The 20,791-nt window shown below is 54.8% G+C and carries 16 protein-coding genes; 9 read left to right on the top strand and 7 right to left on the bottom strand.

Annotated elements, in window-relative coordinates; all coding sequences use genetic code 11:
* Positions 1 to 15: 15 nt before the first annotated feature.
* The 7 genes from QGT73_RS00685 to QGT73_RS00655 all read right to left on the bottom strand — a co-directional run bounded on the left by QGT73_RS00685 (position 16) and on the right by QGT73_RS00655 (position 8,743).
* Entirely contained in the window at positions 16 to 3,501 is a 3,486-nt protein-coding gene (locus QGT73_RS00685) for an AsmA family protein (protein ID WP_280121035.1), read from the bottom strand.
* Entirely contained in the window at positions 3,498 to 4,370 is an 873-nt protein-coding gene (locus tag QGT73_RS00680) for a DUF5715 family protein (protein WP_280121034.1), read from the bottom strand. Before QGT73_RS00680 ends, QGT73_RS00685 begins: the two co-directional genes overlap by 4 nt.
* A gap of 25 nt (positions 4,371 to 4,395) precedes the next feature.
* Positions 4,396 to 5,040 (bottom strand): 7-cyano-7-deazaguanine synthase QueC, encoded by a 645-nt coding sequence (queC, locus tag QGT73_RS00675; protein WP_123618369.1) that lies wholly within the window; start codon positions 5,038 to 5,040, stop codon positions 4,396 to 4,398.
* A 67-nt stretch (positions 5,041 to 5,107) separates the two neighbouring features.
* A complete protein-coding gene (queF, locus tag QGT73_RS00670; RefSeq protein ID WP_280121033.1) occupies positions 5,108 to 5,578 on the bottom strand; it encodes a preQ(1) synthase in 471 nt (156 codons plus the stop codon).
* An 88-nt stretch (positions 5,579 to 5,666) separates the two neighbouring features.
* Positions 5,667 to 6,962, bottom strand: coding sequence for a tyrosine--tRNA ligase (gene tyrS / locus QGT73_RS00665; protein WP_280121032.1), 1,296 nt, complete (start codon positions 6,960 to 6,962; stop codon positions 5,667 to 5,669).
* A gap of 79 nt (positions 6,963 to 7,041) precedes the next feature.
* Entirely contained in the window at positions 7,042 to 8,244 is a 1,203-nt protein-coding gene (locus QGT73_RS00660; protein ID WP_280121031.1) for a pyridoxal phosphate-dependent aminotransferase, read from the bottom strand.
* Between the two features lie 67 nt (positions 8,245 to 8,311).
* On the bottom strand, positions 8,312 to 8,743 hold the full coding sequence (locus tag QGT73_RS00655; protein ID WP_280121030.1) for a DUF695 domain-containing protein: 432 nt from the start codon (positions 8,741 to 8,743) through the stop codon (positions 8,312 to 8,314).
* A 185-nt stretch (positions 8,744 to 8,928) separates the two neighbouring features.
* Here QGT73_RS00655 and lgt point away from each other — a divergent pair, with 185 nt between their 5' ends.
* The 9 genes from lgt to QGT73_RS00610 all read left to right on the top strand — a co-directional run bounded on the left by lgt (position 8,929) and on the right by QGT73_RS00610 (position 20,625).
* The gene (gene lgt / locus QGT73_RS00650; RefSeq protein ID WP_280121029.1) at positions 8,929 to 9,783 is read left to right on the top strand and encodes a prolipoprotein diacylglyceryl transferase; all 855 of its coding nucleotides are present in this window, start codon (positions 8,929 to 8,931) and stop codon (positions 9,781 to 9,783) included.
* A 70-nt stretch (positions 9,784 to 9,853) separates the two neighbouring features.
* On the top strand, positions 9,854 to 10,861 hold the full coding sequence (gene pheS, locus QGT73_RS00645; RefSeq protein ID WP_280121028.1) for a phenylalanine--tRNA ligase subunit alpha: 1,008 nt from the start codon (positions 9,854 to 9,856) through the stop codon (positions 10,859 to 10,861).
* A gap of 77 nt (positions 10,862 to 10,938) precedes the next feature.
* Positions 10,939 to 11,307 (top strand): fluoride efflux transporter CrcB, encoded by a 369-nt coding sequence (gene crcB, locus QGT73_RS00640; RefSeq protein WP_280121027.1) that lies wholly within the window; start codon positions 10,939 to 10,941, stop codon positions 11,305 to 11,307.
* Positions 11,304 to 11,948 carry an endonuclease III gene (nth, locus tag QGT73_RS00635; RefSeq protein WP_280121026.1) on the top strand — a complete coding sequence of 215 codons (645 nt, stop codon included), beginning with the start codon at positions 11,304 to 11,306 and terminating at the stop codon, positions 11,946 to 11,948. Before crcB ends, nth begins: the two co-directional genes overlap by 4 nt.
* A 40-nt stretch (positions 11,949 to 11,988) precedes the next feature.
* Positions 11,989 to 12,588 carry a trimeric intracellular cation channel family protein gene (locus QGT73_RS00630; protein WP_280121025.1) on the top strand — a complete coding sequence of 200 codons (600 nt, stop codon included), beginning with the start codon at positions 11,989 to 11,991 and terminating at the stop codon, positions 12,586 to 12,588.
* Between the two features lie 184 nt (positions 12,589 to 12,772).
* Positions 12,773 to 14,113, top strand: coding sequence for a trigger factor (locus QGT73_RS00625; protein ID WP_280121024.1), 1,341 nt, complete (start codon positions 12,773 to 12,775; stop codon positions 14,111 to 14,113).
* A 307-nt stretch (positions 14,114 to 14,420) separates the two neighbouring features.
* Positions 14,421 to 16,949, top strand: coding sequence for a DUF4493 domain-containing protein (locus QGT73_RS00620; RefSeq protein ID WP_280121023.1), 2,529 nt, complete (start codon positions 14,421 to 14,423; stop codon positions 16,947 to 16,949).
* A 14-nt stretch (positions 16,950 to 16,963) separates the two neighbouring features.
* On the top strand, positions 16,964 to 18,328 hold the full coding sequence (locus QGT73_RS00615) for a DUF4493 domain-containing protein (protein WP_280121022.1): 1,365 nt from the start codon (positions 16,964 to 16,966) through the stop codon (positions 18,326 to 18,328).
* Between the two features lie 26 nt (positions 18,329 to 18,354).
* On the top strand, positions 18,355 to 20,625 hold the full coding sequence (locus QGT73_RS00610) for a DUF4493 domain-containing protein (RefSeq protein WP_123618165.1): 2,271 nt from the start codon (positions 18,355 to 18,357) through the stop codon (positions 20,623 to 20,625).
* The last annotated feature ends 166 nt before the right edge of the window (positions 20,626 to 20,791 follow it).

Below are 20,791 nucleotides of genomic sequence, written 5' to 3'. Positions count from 1 at the left end.
TTAAAATGTTGTGTTTCACTCCTTGGGCGGGAGCAGACCTTCGCGTATGAAGTAGAGTGAGTCGGAGGCCGAGATGGTGTCGGAGGCGGCGTCGATGTCGATAATCGCATCGGAGACTTTGTTAAACTCGAGTTTCTTGAGCTTGCCGTTGCGCACTCCGCGGCTGAAGACGTTGCGTATTTCCTGCACGAGATTGATGCGCGTGGTGTCGGCGATAGAGACGGTGCGGGCCATGTTTTTCTCGTTAAACTTGGCTTTGCCGAGCCTTATCTTCATGTTGTCGGGGTTGCCCGAGATGTTGATGCCAAACTTGAACGGAAGCGGAGACTTGAGCACGGCTATGTGATAGTTGAGGTTCATGGCCATGTCATTGCTGCCCATCACGCCGAGTTTGTAGCGGTCGAGGTTGAACATGAAGGGAAACATCTGCATCTGCGAGTTGTCGACTATCATCTCGACAGTCATGCTGTCGATCATATTGTGTCCTTTGTCCTTGAAGAGGAGCCACTTGCCTATTGTTCGGAAGGTCTCGTCATCCATCACCACGAGCGAGTCGCCCGAGAGTTTTACGGCGGCTCTGAGCGAGGGAATGTCGATGTTCATGGCCGAGTCGAGTCCCGTGGTGGCAGCTATGTCGGCGTTGATGACACCGCCGAAGTCGTTGAGCAGCGGCATGAGCGAGTCGATGGCCGGCACAAGGTCGAGAAATTCGGCGATGTGAAATCCGTCGACTCTCAGTCCGAAGGCAAACGAGGCGTCATGTTTTGTCGGGGCCGTGTAGAGAGCGTTGAGGTTGAGCGAGCCGATGTCGGAGCGCGCACCGAGCTGAGCAAGATTGAGCGCGCCGCCAAAGGCATTGAGAGTGCCTTTGAAGTCGTGAAACATGAGGTCGGAATATACGATGTGCTGTGCCCTGATGTCAAAGGTGGCCTCGAGATTGGAGGGGATGATGAGCACTGCGGTCGAGTCGATGGCGGCAGCCTTGTCGACCGACGACTGGAGTGCACTCTCGTCGGCATTGTCGTCGACAGGCACGATGGCTATGGCCGAGGTGGAGTCGCGTTCGGCAAAGGCCGCGCCGGCAAAGATGGCACCGGCCAGTTCGTTGACATTTATGGTGTCGCAGTTGAGATTGAAGTTGGCCACCAGCGGTTGCGACCCGTTGCGCGAGGTCAGCGCGCGCGAGATGTTGGTAATCGAGCCGCTGAGCGCGAAGTCGCTGTGTCCGACCCGTGCGTGAGTCTCATGGATGTGTATCGAATCGGTCGAGAAGTCGACGTCAAGGTCGGTGATGCGGTTGCGCAGAGGGAAGAGAGGAGTGAACAGGCGCATGCGTGCGGCGTGGAGCGAGCCTTGGGCCTGCCAGTTGCGCAGCAGACGACGCAGCGGACGGTCGACCGTGATGTCGGCCGAGGTCTCGGCGGTCACATCGGAGCGTCGGGGTGCGGCCGCGGATGATGAGGCGCGACGGGCGGCACGCTCGGCACGGGTGATGGCCGAGAGCATGGCGCGCAGAGAGTCGGCCGGAAGCCCCGGATGGGCGCGGCGCAGGGAGTCATAGCGGGCAAAACGCCGCTGGGCCTGCTCGGAGGCCGAGGGGTGGACGGTGAGTGAGGCTTTGGCATCGGAGAGCATCGCGCGGTTGATGCGGTCGGCATACAGGGCTGAGCCTGTGGATATGTTTAGCCGGGCCTGTGGCTGGCGGGCATTGCCGCGAAAGCGTGTGAGCGCGCCTCCGACCGTAGCGTCGCGGAGGTGGAGACGGGTGGAGTCAACGTCGGTGCGAAGCGTGAAGCGGTCGGCGTGCAGACGTCCGCCTATGGGATTGATCTGTGTGGTGTCGGCACTCGACATGGTGTTGCGGCATCCTACACCTATGCTGAGTCCGCGGCCGCGCATGTCGTAGCCTTCGATTATACATGAGAGTGTGTCGATGCGTAGCGAGGCCGTGAGCAGCGAGTCGACGCTGACGTTATCGTTGCTGAATGACGAACTTGTGCCGAGATGCAGCTCCATCTCGCGTGAGTAGATGTGGGCGGGCAGTTGGGGCATCTCCACAAGTAGCCCCGAGAGTGTGGCCCGGCCATTGAGCTGAATCTTGTGGAAATCCTCCTTGTCAAGATAGCTTTTGCGCAGGTCAAAGTTGCAGTCGGCCCTGAGATTGCCCTGCACCTTGCAGGGGAGCATGGCCAGGAGGCTTTTGGGGAGATGCTGCACGTTGAGCCCTCCCTTGAACGAGCCGTTGACCTCGGGGTCGGATATAATGTCGGTGATGTGGCCTGTGAGTCCGAAGCCCATACCCTCGCCTATGGCTGTGAGACGCGAGATGTCGATGGTCGAACGGTCGAGGTCAGAGCCGTCGACTTTGGCGGTGGCCAGGAGCTCGAAGCGGTCGAGGCTCATGCCGTCATAGCGTGCCGAGCCTTCGGGCACATTGAGCAGCATCTCAAACGACGGGATGGAATCCTCGGCCGGACAATAGGGGCGAGTGAGACGCATGGCGCATGAGAGCGAGAGGTCGGCGTCGACCTTGGCGAGTTCGCCGCGCATGGAGACGGGTATGAGCGCGATAAAGCGGTCGAGCGGCGTAAGAGGCATGTCGAAAGCGAGTGTCTCGACGCGGAAGTCGTGCTCAAAGTCGAGCGATGTGTTCAGTGTGGCTTCTACCTGTCCGACAGTGAGACGGAAGTCGCACAGTGAGGCGTGCATCGGGCGAGAGGCCGACCAGTTGATGTCGCCTCCGAGTCCCAGTTGCAGACGGTTGACGGTGAGCGAGGGAACGGAGGCCGAGGTGAGCCCTGCGATGTCGAGCTTATAGACCGGGGCACCGCCGCCCTGAAGTTCGGTCGTGGTGAGCCGCAGTGAGGCGTCGATGGAGTCGGGGAGCGATAGATAGCGCAGAGGGAAACCACCGTCGATGCGAAACGTGCCCATCGAGAAGTCGGGGATGCTCAGCGGCTTGTCTTCCTCGGGCTTGTCGGCCGATGGAGGGAAGATGTCAAAGTTCCACACCTCGGGTGTGGCTCTGACGAGATTGACCCGGGGCGAGTCGATAGTGATGTCATAGAGGGCTATGCCGCCAACCATGAGACGAGGGATGTTGATGGAGGCGTTGAAGCGGGCAAGCGAGAGGAGCGAGTCGGCATACTCGGGGAGCCGTGTCCTTACGGAGTCGGGCAGTGAGTCAAATGCCTTGGAGCGAAGTTTCAGACCGCGTATGTCGAGGTCAAAGCGTGGAAAAGTGCTCCAGAAGCTGATCTCTATGTGGTCGGCCTCGAGGTCGGCGTCGAGATATTCGTTGGCATATCTGACGGCGAGCGGAGTCAGTTTTTCGGGCTGAAGATAGCTTACGGCCACAGTGATGAGCGCGGCCACGAGCAGTATGACCGCAAGGGCCGCGAAGCCGATGACTTTGAGCAGCTTTACGGGCAACGATGACTTCCTGCGTGTCGGGGCGGGAGTGTTTTCAGTGTCGGGTGAGGGGGAGGGACGGTCTGTCATTTCGAGTCGGGGTTGCGGGCGGTGATATGGAAACAGGGCTGGCCTACTTCATATTTCACCCAGATTTTGTTTTCCTCGCGCATGGCCTTGAGCACTTCGGCCAGTATGCCTTTGAGGTCGTCGACGCTTCGTGCCGGAGCCGGGGATGATGCTACGAAAGAAGCATAGGAGATGTCGAAAGTAGTGCCGAGCTGATGGACCGACGAGTCGATGGCGTTGCGGTTGCGCCGTCTCAGCCGTCTTACGGTCTGCGGCGTGCGGAGCACGCTTGTGACCTTGATGCGGTAGTCGCCTCCGCCGCGGGCGGCTATGGTGTCGCGGAAACGGTGGCCTATCTCACGCAGCGTGGCGGCCGCTTCGGGCACGAGATAGGGGCGCGAGAATATGAGCGTGTCGAGAAAATAGTCGGCGCAGGTGGTGACCTTGACTATCGGACGGTTGAGCTGCCAGTGAGAGCGGGTGTCGGAGAGCGGCTGCAGTCCGTAACTCTCGGCCTCCTGCCAATGGACATAGTTGGAGTCGTTGAAATAGGGGCGCAGATTGCCGAAATAGTTGACCTTGATGCGTTGGGTCGGTTCGGGCATCTTCTCGAGATGGCGTCGGTAGAAGCTCACGGTGTCGAGTTTCTCGAGGTCATAGACGTTGGCCCCGGAGAACAATTCGACTATGGGAGCCTGCTCGGCCGCAATCTCTTCGGCTGACTCGGATGAGGTGTCATGTCCGGGCGAAGGCACACACATCACCACACATAGGAATATGAAAAGTATGACGGGCAACAGCAACCTGAGCACTTTGAGCGGGTTGATTTTGCGGCGGCGTTTCTTGCGTTTATGTCGGGTGGGTGAGGCTGTGGGTTGCTGTGGAGTCATGCTGAGTAGGTGGTGATGGGAGTGATCAGTCGTCGGTGAGAGTTATGCCTGCATATCGGAGTGCCTCGGCGCGCTCCACACAAGTGCCGCATTTGCCGCAGTGGTGCTCTCCGCCTTTGTAGCATGAATATGTGAGCGAATAGTCTACGCCGAGGTTCTTGCCGCGAAGGGCAATCTCGCCCTTGGACAGTGAAGTGTAGGGGGCAAGCAGTTGCAGATGGTCGTAGGTGCCGTCGGCTATGGCCCGGCCCATCGAGGCGATGAAGTCGGGGCGGCAGTCGGGATATATGGCATGGTCGCCCGAATGGTTGGCTATCATCACACCGTCGAGCTTGCGGCTTTCGGCGAGTCCGGCGGCCACGGCGAGCATGATGCCGTTGCGAAACGGCACCACTGTCGAGCGCATGTTGTCATCGGCATAGTGTCCTTCGGGGATGGCGTCGGCACCCTGCAGGAGCGAGCTCTCGAAGTGGCGTCCCATAAACGAGAGGTCAATCTCTATCCACTCGATGCCGAGCTTCTCGCAGTTGATGCGCGCGCATCGGGCCTCGCGCTTGTTGTGGTTGGAGCCATACTGAAATGTCACGGCGGCAGCTATGCTGTCGCGATACTCGTGGAGCATCGTCACGGAGTCCATGCCTCCGGAGAGTACAAGTAGATATCTGCTCATTATACTTTTTTTAATGTAACAAACCGGTGTAGAAAAATGGTGTGAGGAAAGGTGTGAAAAATGAGACCTAAAAGTCACATGGCATGTTGGCAAGCATGCGGGCCGCGACGATGTGCTGATGGTCGGGGTCGCCCCAGTTGGCAAACGGGTGTATGGCTATGCCGCCGCGGGGTGTGAAGATGCCTTTGACCTCGATGTATTTCGGGTCCATGAGGCTGATGAGGTCTTTCATTATTATATTCACGCAGTCCTCGTGAAAGTCGCCGTGGTTGCGGAAACTGAAAAGATACAGTTTGAGGCTCTTGCTCTCGACCATGCGCTCGCGCGGGATGTAGGAGATGAGTATCCGTGCAAAGTCGGGCTGTCCGGTCTTGGGACAGAGCGATGTGAACTCGGGACAGGTGAATGTGACGAGATAGTCGTTGCCGGGATGTTTGTTGACAAACGTCTCGAGCACCTCGGGTGCGTATTGGTCGGGATATTTCACGCGGGTGTCGCCCAGAAGGGTCACGCCGTCAAGCTCTGAATCGTTACGCATGTTTTAGAATATAGAATGTTGGATTATGAATGTCAAAATCAGCCCTCTGAAGCTGACCGACAGTCAAAATCCAACATTCGGTTAAGGTTTATTCAGTTACTTTGATGAGGAAATAGTTCTTCTTGCCGCGCTGCACGAGGATATATCGGCCGTTGAGGAGCATATCTTCTGTGGCGGGAGCATAGGGGTCGGAAATCTTTTCTTTGTTGATCGACACGCCGCCGCCCTGTACCATCTTGCGCATCTCGCCCTTGGAGGGGAAGACGGCCGCATGGTCGGTGAGGAGGTCGGCGAGCTTGACGCCCTCGGTGATGAGCGAGCGCGAAACCTCAAACTGGGGCACGCCCTCCATCACGGCGAGAAGTGTGGACTCGTCAATCTTGCGCAGGGTCTCTCCGGCCTTGTTGCTGAAGAGTATCTGCGAAGCCTCGACGGCCATCTCGTAGTCCTCGGCCGAGTGTACCATGGTGGTAATCTCTTTGGCGAGACGCTTCTGGAGGGGACGGAGTCCGGGGTCTTTGGCCTGCTCCTCTACGAGAGCCTCAATCTCCTCGCGGGTGAGCGAGGTGAAAATCTTGATGTACTTCTCGGCGTCGGCGTCGGAGACGTTGAGCCAGAACTGATAGAACTTATAGGGGGAGGTGTAGCGCGGGTCGAGCCATACGTTGCCACTCTCGGTCTTGCCAAACTTTCCGCCGTCGGCCTTGGTGATGAGGGGGCAGGTGAGGGCATAGGCCTCGCCTCCGACTGTGCGGCGTATGAGTTCGGTGCCGGTGGTGATGTTGCCCCACTGGTCAGAACCTCCGAGCTGCAGGCGGCAGCCTTTCTCTTTATAGAGGTGGAGGAAGTCGTAGCCCTGGCAGAGCTGGTAGGAGAACTCGGTGAACGACATGCCCTGCTGTGACTCGCCGCTCAGACGCTTCTTGACCGAATCCTTGGCCATCATGTAGTTGACGGTGATGTGCTTGCCGACATCGCGGATGAAGTCGAGGAAGGAGAAGTTTTTCATCCAGTCATAGTTGTTGACCATCTCGGCGGCATTGGGAGCGTCGGAGTCAAAGTCAAGAAACTTGCTGAGCTGACGCTTGATGGCCTCCTGATTGTGGCGGAGAGTCTCTTCGCTCAGGAGTTTGCGCTCCTGGCTCTTCATCGAGGGGTCGCCTATCATGCCTGTCGCGCCGCCCACGAGGGCGATGGGCTTGTGGCCCGAACGCTGGAAGTGCTTGAGCATCATCACGCCTACGAGGTGGCCTATATGGAGTGAGTCGGCCGTGGGGTCGATACCGAGGTATGCCACGGTCATTTCTTTTTTGAGCTGTTCGTCTGTACCCGGCATCATCTGGTGGATCATGCCACGCCAGGTAAGTTCTTCAATAAAATCCATTTATTTTAATTAGAGTAATCGGCAATTACATAAAGCAATCGATAATTGCCGGCGATGTATTGCAGTAAACTTATGGTTATTATTTCTTGAGGGTGGCGAGAGTCTCGGCGATGCGGCGCATGGCTTCGCGGATGTTGTCGTCGCTTGTGGCGTAGCTCAGGCGGATGTAACCTTCCATGCCGAAAGCACCACCGTCGACGGTGGCTACGTGGCCCTTCTCGAGAAGATACATGGCGAGGTCGGCCGACGAGGCTATGACGTTGCCTTCGGGTGTGGTGGTGCCTACATACGCGCTGACTTCGGGGAAGAGGTAGAACGCGCCGGTGGGACGGTTGACCTTAAGTCCGGGTATCTGCGAGGCGAGCTCTACCACGAGGTCGCGGCGACGCTCGAAAGCCTTGTTCATCTCGCGCACACACTCCTGCGAACCGGTGTAGGCAGCCTCGGCGGCCTTCTGTGCTATCGACGATGCGTTGGAGGTGTACTGGCCCTGGAGCTTGTTGACAGCTTTGGCCAGCCACAGGGGGGACGCGCTGTAACCGATGCGCCAGCCAGTCATGGCATAGGCTTTCGACACACCGTTGATGATGACGGTGCGGTCGGCTATCTCGGGGAACGAGGCCAGCGATGTGAACGAGCCGGTGAAGTTGATGTGCTCATAGATTTCGTCGGCAAGCACGATGATTTCGGGATGCTTGGCCAGAACGTCTACCAGCCCCTGGAGCTCCTCACGGGTGTAGACGCTGCCGGTGGGGTTGGAGGGAGAGCATATGAGTATCATGCGGGTGGCCGGAGTTATGGCGGCCTCGAGCTGTGCGGGTGTGATCTTGAAATCCTGTGAGATGTCGGCATTGACAGCTACGGGAGTGCCCTCGGCGAGCTTAACCATCTCGACGTAGCTTACCCATGCGGGCATGGGGATAATCACCTCGTCGCCCTTGTTGATGGAGGCGAGGATTACGTTGCAGAGGGCCTGCTTTGCACCGTTTGACACGGTGATCTGCTCGGGAGCGTAGTCCACACCGTTCTCATTGCGCAGCTTGTCGCTGATGGCGCGGCGCAGCGACATGTAGCCGGGCACCGGGGTGTAGAATGTAAAGTTGTCGTCGATGGCCTTTTTGGCGGCCTCCTTGATGTGGGCCGGGGTCTCGAAGTCGGGCTCTCCGACGGAGAGATTGATTACATCAACGCCTTGAGCTTTAAGCTCGTTGCTCTTTTGCGACATGGCCAGTGTGGCCGAGGGTGCGAGCGACTGTACGCGCTCTGAAACATGGGTGCTCATATAGTGTAATGTTTTGATTTCTTTTGGAGTGCAAAGTTAGCTTTTTTTCGCAAGACAGCCAAGAGGTTCAGTCCATCTTGATTTCGGCCTGCGACATCTCGTCATACTGCTCCCATCCGGGGTCGTTCTCGCAGTAGACCGTAATCGGCAGGAGCGGAAACGGAGCGAGTGCCTCGTTGAGTTTCTTGCCGAAGATGTTGGTGGAGAGCGAATAGAATATCCATTCGCGTCGGTCGTCGCCGGTGAATATGCCTGTGAGCACGGCTACGGGGTCTTTGTGCAGGATAGCCTGGAGTGCATCCTGGGCTTGCTCCATGAGCTGCGATGTGGCTGTGTCGGGCATGCCGGAGCTGTCGCCGTCATATTTCCAGGTCACTTCGATGCGTATGCCAAATCGCGGGTTGGAGCGAAATTTCTCCACATCTCTGCGGCCGGTGACCATTATGAGGCGTCCGTCCTCGCTCTCGGCCGGAGCCGTCCACCATGAGTCTTTTTCCATATACATTATATTTAGTATAAGCAAAATTACTCAAGTTTTTTGATATAACCGCGAATGTGAGTAATTTTGTGGAAAATTTAGCGCGAGGGGGGTGTCATGACCTGTGAAAACAACTCATGTCAGTCCGGTCAATCCCGCGTTATACGATAATACACATAAAAAATCAATTTAAGAATTTCTTGACAATGCTTGACTTCATCACATGGACGGCCGACCCTGTGTGGTTTCACATCGGGCCGCTCGCCATACGTTGGTACAGTCTCGCCTTTATGGTGGGTTTTCTTGTAGGCTACGAAATCGAATCGCGTATCTACCGTCACGAGGGTGCTCCCGAGAAGTGGCTCGGCATCCTGCTCATGTGGACCGTCGCCGGCACCATCATCGGCGCGCGTCTGGGCCACGTGTTTTTCTACGAATGGGACGTGTATAAGCAAAATCCCATAAGCATTCTCTACGTGTGGCACGGCGGTCTCGCCAGCCACGGCGGCACTATCGGCATCATCATCGGAGTGCTGCTCTACTCGCTCATCACCACCAAGCGCAATCCGCTGTGGACATTTGACCGACTGGTGATACCTATCGCGCTGGTGGGCGGCCTCATACGTCTCGGCAACCTGATGAACTCGGAGATATTCGGCCACGCCACCACACTGCCATGGGGATTCATGTTTCTGCGTTCGCGCGAGTGGCACGAGCTATATTACGGTCAGGCATGCCACCCGACCCAGATATATGAAGCGTTGTGTTATTTCGCCCTGTTCGGACTGCTCATGTGGATGTATTGGAAGAAGAATGCCGAGGAGCGTCCGGGGCTGATATTCGGCGTGTTCTTCATCGGAATATTCCTGCCTCGATTCCTCATAGAGTTTATCAAAAACGATCAGGTGGACTTTGAGGCCACCATGGCTCTCAATATGGGACAGTGGCTCAGCATACCGTTCATACTCATAGGCATCGCGCTTGTGGTGTACGCGCTGAAGCGTCCGCGTGTCAAGATAGATTTCCCCAACCGTTTTGCCGACGAGACTCCACATAAATAACGGATAGCATTAAAAATAACTATTTTTTTGCTAAATTTGCACCCAAAAAATACGCAAAAACGCATCAAATATGATTGATAAGATAAATCAGCTCAAGGCTGAGATCGAGGCCATGACAGCCTCCGGACCGGAGGAGGTCGAGGCTCTCCGCATCAAATATCTGAGCAAAAAGGGAGCCATCACAGCTCTCATGCAGGATTTCCGCAACGTGCCCGCCGAGCAGAAGCGTGAGCTCGGACAGAAGCTCAACGAGCTCAAGACCGTGGCCACCGACCGCCTGGCCGCTCTGCGCGAGGCTCTCGAAAACACCGACACTGTCGAGGACAATCTCGACCTGAGCCGCACCGCCATACCGATGCCGCTGGGTTCGCGTCATCCGCTGTCGCTTGTCAAGGACGAAATCATCTCCATATTCTCGCGTCTCGGCTTCACCATAGCCGAAGGCCCTGAGATCGAAGACGACTGGCACGTGTTCTCGTCGCTCAACTTTGCCGAAGACCATCCCGCGCGCGACATGCAGGACACATTCTTCATACAGCGCAACCCCGACGTGCTCCTGCGCACCCACACCTCGTCGGTGCAGAGCCGCGTCATGGAGAACACTCAGCCCCCCATCCGCATCATCTGCCCGGGCCGCGTGTATCGCAACGAGGCCATCTCGGCCCGCGCCCACTGCTTCTTCCATCAGGTCGAGGCACTGTATGTGGATGAGAATGTATCGTTTGCCGACCTGCGTCAGACGCTCCTCTACTTTGCCCGCGAGATGTTTGGCCCCGAGACCAAGATACGTCTGCGTCCCAGCTACTTCCCCTTCACCGAACCGTCGGCCGAGATGGATATCTCCTGCAACCTCTGCGGCGGCAAGGGATGCGGATTCTGCAAGCACACAGGATGGGTGGAGATACTCGGCTGCGGCATGGTAGACCCCAACGTGCTTGAGGCATGCGGCATCGACTCGAAGAAATATACAGGCTTTGCTCTCGGCATGGGCGTGGAGCGCATCACCAATCTGAAATATCAGATCAGCGACCTGCGCATGTTCTCCGAGAACGACAAGCGATTCCTCGAACAGTTCTGAAAATAATAGAATGTCGGATTACGGACACTATGGTCCGTAATCCGACATTCAACAAAATAACCCCAGGCAATCCATAGATGACTGATTATCTTGCCGTGGCAGTCGGAGGAGCCCTTGGCTGCATGAGCCGCTATGCGGTGCAGCAGATGTCCGCACTGTCGGCCGACCGCATACTGCCCACGCTTGCAGTCAATCTGCTCGGATGTCTGCTCATCGGACTGGTGGCGACGCTCATCGACACTCACGGAGGCTACCGCACATTGCGCCTCATGGCTGTCACGGGATTTCTCGGCGGATTCACCACCTATTCCACTTTTGCCCTCGACACAGCCACACTCGTGAGAGGGGGCGAGGTGATGAAAGCATTTGCATATATGGCCGTGACGCTTGCAGGCGGTTACGGCGCGTTTCTGATAGGACAATTTTCAGCACAAAAGATACTATGACGGTCAAGGAGCGTTACCGCAGAGTAATGGAGATATTCGAGGCCACCATGCCTGTGGCCGAGACCGAGCTGCACTATGACAACCCTTATCAACTGCTTGTGGCCGTGATATTGTCGGCCCAGTGTACCGACAAGCGTGTCAATATGGTCACGCCGGCTCTTTTCGAGGCCTTCCCGACACCCGAGTCAATGGCCGGAGCCACGGCCGACGACATATATCCCTACATCAAAAGTGTCTCGTATCCCAACAACAAGGCCCGTTCGCTCGCAGGCATGGCTCGCCGGCTTGTGGAGGAATATGGCGGAGAGGTGCCGGCCGACATCGACAGTCTCATGTCGCTGCCCGGGGTGGGACGCAAGACGGCCAATGTGATACTCGCCGTGGTCTATAACCGCGCGGCCATGGCGGTCGACACGCATGTGTTCAGAGTGAGCGAACGGCTCGGGCTCACCACCAACAGCAAGACCCCGCTCTCGACCGAAAAGGCACTCATGCGTCACATCCCGGCCGAGATAGTGCCCAAAGCCCACCATTGGCTCATACTCCACGGCCGCTATGTGTGCAAGGCCCGCCGGCCCGAATGTCTCGACTGTGCCCTCACCACGGTGTGTCGCTACTATGCCCGCAATCAGAAGAACTGATAATCTTAACACACTCACAGGATAGAAATTGGAAGCAACATTGCTGTTTATAATAGAGGTTATAGGCACGCTTGCGTTTGCCGTCAGCGGCATACGTCTGGCGGCGCGCAAACACTTCGACTGGTTTGGCGCATATACCATCGGAGTGGTCACGGCTATCGGCGGCGGCACCATACGCGACCTGCTGCTTGACGCTCCGCCTTTCTGGATGCTGTCGTGGATGTATCTTGCCGTGACCGGGCTTGGTTTTATCATAGTGATGACATTTAAAAAGGTGCTCACCTCCGACTCCAGGTCGCTCTTTATGTTTGACGCCATCGGTCTGACACTCTTCGTGATAACCGGCATACAGAAAAGTCTTGCCTATGACTACCCCATGTGGGTGGCCATAATCATGGGTGTTATCACCGGTTCGTTTGGCGGAGTGCTGCGCGATGTGCTCATCAACGAGGAGCCGCTCTTCTTCCGCAAGGACATCTATGCCACGGCATGTCTGGCCGGTGGCGGCATGTATTGGATAGCCGGAGCCTTGGGCAGTCCCGGATGGGTATGTCAGCTTGTGTGTGCTGTCACCATACTTGTGCTGCGCTGGGGCGCGCTCCGCTACGGCTGGCATCTGCCGGAGATGAAAGAAGTTTAGAGTTTATGGCCGTCGGCTATTCTCAATTTTAAAACTGTCTCATAACCTTTGACTTTGGTTTGCTAAAGTTAAAAAAAAATGCTAATTTTGCACGCTGAACGGGCGCGGTGGTTACATATTTCATCGCGCCGATAGCCGGATAAAGAAGACAAATATTAATATTTCAGATAATTATCTTATAAAAATGAACATTTCAAAGGAAGAACTCTCTCCCGTGGAGCTTCGTCTCACGGTAGCCATCGCAGAGAATGACTATAAGGACGAAGTGACCAAGAAAATCAAGGAGATTGGCCGCACCCATGCAATACCCGGTTTCCGCAAAGGCCACGTGCCCTTCGGTGAACTCAAGCGTCGTTTCGGCAAGCAGGTGACCAGCGACGTAATCAACGACACTGTATATCGCGCCGTTATCGACTTCATCACCGAAAACAAGCTCAACGTAATGGGTCATCCCCTGCCCGTAGAGGTTAAGGAAGCATTTGAGGAAGGCGACCAGGAGTTCAAGTATGACCTCGCGCTCATCCCCCAGCTCGACATCAAGCCCACCGCCGACGATCACTATCCCTACTATGAGATCGAGGTTACCGACGAGATGATCAACGAGCAGGACACCGCCATGCGCAAGCGTTTCGGCTCACAGAAGCCCGGCGAGGAGATGACTGCCGACGGCGTGGTTAAGGGTACGCTCATGCAGCTCAACGAGAACGGTGAGGTCAGCACCAACGAAGGTGCCATCCAGGTGACCGACGGCATCGTATTCCCCCTCTACTTCAAGGACAAGGAGGAGACAGCCAAGTTTGACGGCAAGAAGCCCGGCGACAAGGTGGTGTTCAACCCCAACAAGGCAGCCGGTGGCGACGCAGGCGAGCTCGCCTCGATGCTCCATGTCGACAAGGCCATCGCCGCCGACATCACCAGCGACTTTGAGATGACCATCTCCGAGATTATCGTCAACATCCCCGCCGAGCTTGGCGAGGAGTATTACAACAACGTCTTCGGTCCCGACAAGGTACACAACGAGGAGGAGTATCGCGCAGCCATCAAGGAGCTTATCTCCAACGAGCTTTCGCAGAACACCCACATCCTCTTCCGCAACACCTTCGACAAGGCCATGATGGAGAAGTATGGCGACATGACTCTCCCCGCAGCCACCATCAAGAAGCTCTTCTTTGCCGACGCCGAGAACGCTGACGAGGCTTATGCCGCTCAGGAGGCTGCCATCAAGCACGAGATCATCGAGAACAATCTTCTCAAGGCTCTCGACATCAAGATCGAGGGTAATGAGATGCTCGACACAGCCAAGATGCTCACCGCACGCCAGTTTGCCCAGTATGGTCTCGCCGGCGTAGACGACGAAATCATCACCAAGTATGCCAAGGAGCAGCTTGAGAAGGAGGAGATACGCAACCAGCTCGCCCAGCAGATACTCGCATCCAAGCTCTATGCCGAGATCGAGAAGCTCGTTACTCTCGACAAAGAGACCGTATCGCTCGACAAGTTCAAGGAACTCGCCCAGAATCTCTAAGACACAAAAGTCCTAAAGATACAAAAGTCTCATAAGGACAGAAGAAACATAAGTTTTTCTCAATAATAAGGACAGGAGTGCATACCCGCACTCCTGTCTTTGTATATTGAAAAAACTTATGTTTCTTCTGCCCTTTTGAAACTTTTGTATACCACTTTTATTGGTCAGAATGTCCAATAATTTGTCAGCGGAATGTTAAAAAGATTGTTGATTGTGGAAATTTTTACTAATTTTGTCATAGCTTAGAGCAAACCAGCTATACCGTAAAACCAATCCTAACTTCACGTTAGCGCAACATAAAATATTTATGAAAAAGAACATTTTGGCGGGCGTAGCCTGCGCCACACTCCTGTGGTCTGTGACAACGGGATGTAGCGAGGAGACCCAACTCGCCTCGGGGAGCGATGCAGGATACATCGCGCTCGCCCTCGACTTTGACCCAAGTCCCCTCACGGGACCTCGCGGAGACCGCTCACGCGCGACTTCATTGGAAATCACCCCTGACGATCTGACCCTCACGCTTACCCATGCCTCGGGAGCCATCCCCCCAAAGATCTACACAGTGGCGGAGTTTGGCTCGCAGCAGCGTGTCAACACCGGCCAGTACACACTCGAGGCCGCTTATGGCTCGGCCGACTCGGAAGGCTGGGACAGCCCCTGGTATTACGGCTCGCAGCAGCTCACTGTGAAAAACGAGTCGTCCACACCTGTCAATCTGCCCGTGCGCCTGTCCAATGCCATGGTCAATGTGACACTCTCCAAAGGCTTCACCGATTATATGACTGACTACACCGTGACAGTCACCACCGCCTCGGGCACCGACTATGTGTGGGCCGCTGACGAGACACGCCGTCTCTATGTCAAGCCCGGCAGCGTAATGGTCAGTGTGGCTTTCACCAAGCCCAACGGCAAGCAGGCCACCGCACAGGTCGACCCCTTCACCGCCGAGGCGCGTCACTGCTACAATATAAATATAGATGTCGAAGCCGGATCGGCCGAGACACTCCGACTCACTTTTGACGACACTATCGCCGAAGTCAAGGATGTGGAGATTGACATCACCGACGCCAATCTGCCCATGCTTGCAGCCGCTCCCGAGATACTCACCGACGGCTTTGAGGCCGGCGACGTCATAGCCAATGTCTCGGGCAGCGCGTATGACGGCTCGCTCAAGACTACCATCGTGGCCCGCGGCAAGATCGACACCGCCGTGCTTAATGTCGGCTCGGCTTATCTCCGCTCCAAGGGCTGGCCCGAGAGCATCGACCTCGCCAATCCCGGAGCCGCACAGTCGCTGCTCGAAAGCTATGGCGTAAAGACCCTCGGTCTGACAGGCAACAAGTCGGTGTTTGCCGTCGTTGATTTCAGCGGTCTTGTGTCCAAGCTGCTCTATGTCGACGGTGCCGACAACACCTCGTCGTTCGCGCTCACCGTCACCGACCTCCAGGGCAAGGAGAAGACCCTCGACCTCTTCAGCGTCAGCGTCGAGCGTCTCGTCCTCGAGATACTTGACGGCTCGGAAATCATCTCTGACGGTCATGCCACAGTCAAGGTGCGTTACAACAGAACATCGGCCTCTGACATTGTGCTTACCGCCTATAATGACCGCGGCACGACCGATGAGCTTACTGTCACAGGCGTGAAGCCCGGTTCGCTTGCCGGGACATATGACCTTTCGGTTGAGTCACGCAATATCACCCTTAATTCCAATCTCAGACTTTATGCCAAGGCCGGCGATGAGCAGTCGGACGATTATGTGCTCCGTGTGCCCTCGCTTCGTCTCATTGATGCGGAGACCAATGCGTTTGCCAAATCGGCCTATGCTTCGATTATTTTTACCAATGACGAAGCCGCCGCGGGTAAGGACAATGTGAAGTTTGAGGTCTCGACCGACAATGGCAACACTTACAGCGAGGTTGCCTCCGAACTTGTATCGGCCACTTTCTCGGCCAGTTCGTCACGTGCGGGTGAACGCTCGGCTGTCTACAAATTCTCCGGTCTTAACCCTGCCACGGATTATTTGTTCCGTGCACGACTTGCCGACGAGTTTTCAGCCACCGCCAGCCTCACCACCGAGGAGGCCGCGCAGTTGCCTAATAGCGGTATGGAGGAGTGGTATACGACGGATGTTTATACTAAGACAATGTGGAGCTTTGGAACAACAGGTATGACTGATATCAAACGGTGGCATGCAAATAAATCTGAAAATGAGACAGCTTGGGCTACTCGTAATCCAATGACCACAGGACAAACCAGTGGAGTCACTTGTTATTATACATCATTCAGTGGAACCCTTCCTGTGTCTGGTGCTTCCGGCCAGGCTGCTGAAATTTCGACTCTTGGTTTTGGTGAAGGAACAACTTATACACATACGTCATCAGGTAAAACAGGATCTCCTAAAAAGAAGATATCCGGGATGCTATTCAATGGCACCTACTCTTGTTCAGGTGATGATGAAGCTATTGAGTATGGTATTCCATTTAATTCTCGACCAGTTTCACTATCGTTTAAATATAAGTTCGCGCCTGTTTCCGGCGAGTCATTTAAAGCTTATATTGTAGTTGAAAATCGAAATGGAAATGAGTCCGTTGAGATTGCGCGCGGAGAAATAATATCCGGAGAGGCTAAAAATTCATTTACAGACGTCACTGTTCCTTTGACTTATACTGATAATAATCTAAAAGCTACACATATTTATACAGTATTTGTCTCGTCAACAGCTTCTACACCTACTGTTTTATCGGTGCAAGGATCCAAAAACGCATTAAATGGATATAGCGATTCTAAATATGTAGGCTCAGTTCTGACAGTAGACGACATCGTGCTTAACTATTAAATCTATAAGAAACAATGAAAACCAGAATATATTCGCTCTTAGTGGCATTGATGTCAGTCGTGGCGTTTAGCGCGTGTGACGACTGGACTCCTGCGGAGCAGGGAGCATATCCCGCCAACACCGGCGGAGTGTCACGCTCAAAAATGGATGTGACAGTCAACGATGAAGTCACAGCCATAGGCCGCGCTATCGTCGACACCTCCGACTATCTCGTCACCGTGACCGAGAAAGGCTCGGACGTGATAGCAACTTATGAGGGCAAACCGTGCTCGTGGACCTACTCGACAATGCCCCAGATATTCACCCTCCCCGTAGGCGACTACACCGTGAGAGTGCGCAGTCATGAGCCCGCCGACGCTGCGTGGAGCGAACCTTACTATGAGGGTTCGGCCGACTTCACTGTGGTCAACAACAATGTGACCTATATCGGCACCGTGACCTGCGACTTTGCTTCGGTCAAGGTGGAGATACGTTTCTCCGAAGAGCTCGCCAAGGCCATGAGCGACGACTCGCATGTCGACGTGGTGGCCGGTGTGGCCGGCACTTCGCTCACCTGGGCGGCCAACGAGACCCGCTACGGCTACTTCTATCCCGCCGAGGACAATCCCACAATCATTGCCACATTCATCGGCACTGTGAAGGGGCAGACCGTCTCGGCCACAAAGAATGTCACCGATGCCAAGCGCGGCAACTATTACATCTTCTCGTTCTCGCTCAATACCGGCAACCCGATACTTCCCGACGAGTTTGGCGACATCACCGGAGCTGACAGCGGCATCAAAATCGACTTTGAGGTTATCGAGAGCAATGTCAACTCGACAGTGCGTCCCGGCGAGACACCCTCGACCGACCCCGACAAGCATCCCGACACCGAGGAGTGGCCCGAAGAGCCCGGCCCCGGTCCTGACCAGCCCGGCCCCGATCAGCCCGAAAACCCGTCGGATGAGAATATCAAAATAGATGCAACATTTGATAAGGATGCAGTCACGCCTGCGGTAGACGGAGAGTATATACTTACAATCAAGTCGAAAGAACCACTTGCAAATATTGAAGTAGAGATAATATCTCCCTATCTGACTACCGAATTTCTTAACAGTGTCGGACTTACGTCAAAATTTGATCTTGCATATCCTGAAAATAGCAAGATGGATCCTTCTGATCCCGATAGTGAGAATATGGATTTGACAGCAGCCCTTACAGGATTTGGATTCAAGATAGGTAGTGAGGTAATTGGACAGTACGAGATACCGTTTGACCTTTCGCCATTCATCCCTCTGCTTGCTCTTGATGACGAGCCGGGCCGAATCCATACATTCCGTCTGACTGTAAGGGATAATATGGGAAATGTCAAAATCAAGGACCTTAAATTCCAGAACTAAAAACGGAGTATCAAAAACCTGAAAAAATGAAAAATAAGATATTATATAGCGTCGCAGCAATGCTTCTCGGCTTCACCGCCACAAGCTGTCGTGACGAAAGCCTTATCAGCTATGGCGCAGGCGAGGGTAAAATGACGCTCCGCACGTCGGTGATGTCCGACATCAAGGTGGTGTCGCGCTCGCTGACCGAAGAACAGCACAACGACCTTTGCACCAAGGCCCTGATATGGATCAGCGATTCGCAGAGAAATCTGCTGTACAAATACAACGGCCTCTCGTCATTTCCCGCCGAGGGTCTCAATCTCACCTCGGGCAGCTATCTTGCCGAAGCATGGGTGGGCGACTCCATCCCCGCATCATGGGACGGCATACGCTATCACGGCACCACTCCCTTTGACATCGCCACCGGCTCGACCACACCGGTCGACATCGTGTGTACAGTGCGCAATACACTCGTGAGCCTTACGCTCAGCGAGCGACTCGAGGATGTGCTTCATGACGTGAGCCTCACCATCGGACTCAACGACGGTATCACCGACGGGTCACACAGCCTTACATTCGAGGGTGACAAGTTGGCCGAGAAGGGCTATTTCATGATCAACAGCCGCACCAAGGGCTTCACATGGACCATCAAAGGTACAGATAACACAGGCAAGGAGTTCACACGCTCGGGCGAATACACCGACCCCGACGTGGCTGAGGCTCCCAACCTCGCGCGTGCCACCGAATATCATTTCAATGTCAAGTATGACGCTACCGGCGGCGACATAGAGATTGGCGGCGCGTATTTCGACATCGAGGTCAACCCCGAGCCTGTCGAGGGTACGGTCGAAGATGTGCTCATAGCCCTAGCCCCCGAGATTGTAGGCATTGACGGCTTTGACGCCTCGCGCCCCGTGCTCGGCGAGCCGGGCAACATTGGCCGCCGCTCGATACATATTATCGGTTCGTCGCCCCTCTCGGCTGTGATTATCTCGGGCAATCTGCTCACACAGGCCGGCCTTGAGAAAGACTACGATCTGCTCAACAGCAATATCAATGTCACCCATCTGGCCAATCTTGCCGAAAAGGGCATCAACTTCAAGGCGTTTGACAACCGTAACGAGCCTGTGGAGGGCGAGGTGACCAATCTCCGTCTCAATCTTGAGGAGCAGCTCACCAACACTCTGTCCGCAGGCGAGTATCAGCTCGACATTCAGGCGACAGACGCGCAGGGCAAGACTTCGGTGCTGAGCTTGGCCTTCAATATTACTGATGCTCCCGGTCAGCTTGTGGAGGTTAAGCCGAGCGACGTGTCATATACCGCCGCCACGATTGCCGCCGAAGTGACCAAACCGGGAACACGCATGGGCTTTGAGGTGAAACTCTTAGGTCAGGCTCGCTCTTATGAGGACTGGACATTTGTCGAGGGTACACTCGAGGGCACAAACCTCACCGTAAATCTCACCGACCTTCAGGCCGGAGCCGAATATGCCTACCGTCTCGTGGTCGACGACTACACCTCGGCCGATGAGCTGACATTCTCGACCGTCGCATATCCCCAGCTCCCCAATGCCGGATTTGAGGATTGGTTTAGCGGTTCGGCTTCTCCGTCTAACAAAAACGGATTGTGGCTTCCTTGTGCTGTGCCTGAGCTGGATGGCCGCTTCTGGGATTGTGGAAACCACGGTTCTATGAAAATGAACATAAACGTGACAACACCGGATGAAACAGTCAAACATTCCGGAAAATATTCGATTAAACTTGAGTCTGCTTATCCGAGTATGTTTGGTATTGGTAAATTTGCAGCCGGTAATGTATTTGTTGGCCAATATCTTAAGACAGATGGTACAGACGGAGTGCTTGGCTTTGGCCGTCCGTTTGAGACACCGGTCCGTCCAAAGGGTCTGAGGGGTTATATCAAATATGCGCCTGTCGCTGTTACTCATACAAGTATGTCAACTGTCAGCAAGGGCGACATGGATACAGGTATAATCTATATGGCACTTCTCTCGGATGATCTTAAAAGCGAGAATGGCGATGACGAATATAATACATGGCCTGTTGTCATCAGGACAAAAACATCAAAGTTATTTAAAAAGGATGCTTCAAATGTCGTAGCCTATGGTGAAAAAGTATTTGAGGGAGCTACATCCGGCGACGGCATGGTAGAGTTCTATATACCGTTTGATGATGTCAACGGCTCGCTCGACTTCAAATATATAATGATTGTCGCATCGGCAAGCCGTAACGGTGATTACTTCACCGGTGGTGTCGGCTCGACCATGTGGCTCGACGACCTCGAACTCGTATACTAATCCAAGAGCTTCGTCTCAATAGGAGATACAAAAGGACATAAGTCTCAAAAGAAACAAAAGTTTTTTATATTCAAGGCACAAAACGGTGCGCAGGAAATAAAAAACTTTTGTTTCTTTTGAGACTTATGTCCTTTTGTATCTCCCCATCGGAGGCTTTTGTCCTTTT

Source organism: Duncaniella muricolitica (assembly GCF_910574735.1).
Taxonomy (GTDB): domain Bacteria; phylum Bacteroidota; class Bacteroidia; order Bacteroidales; family Muribaculaceae; genus Duncaniella; species Duncaniella muricolitica.
This window is presented reverse-complemented; position numbering and strand designations above follow the sequence as displayed.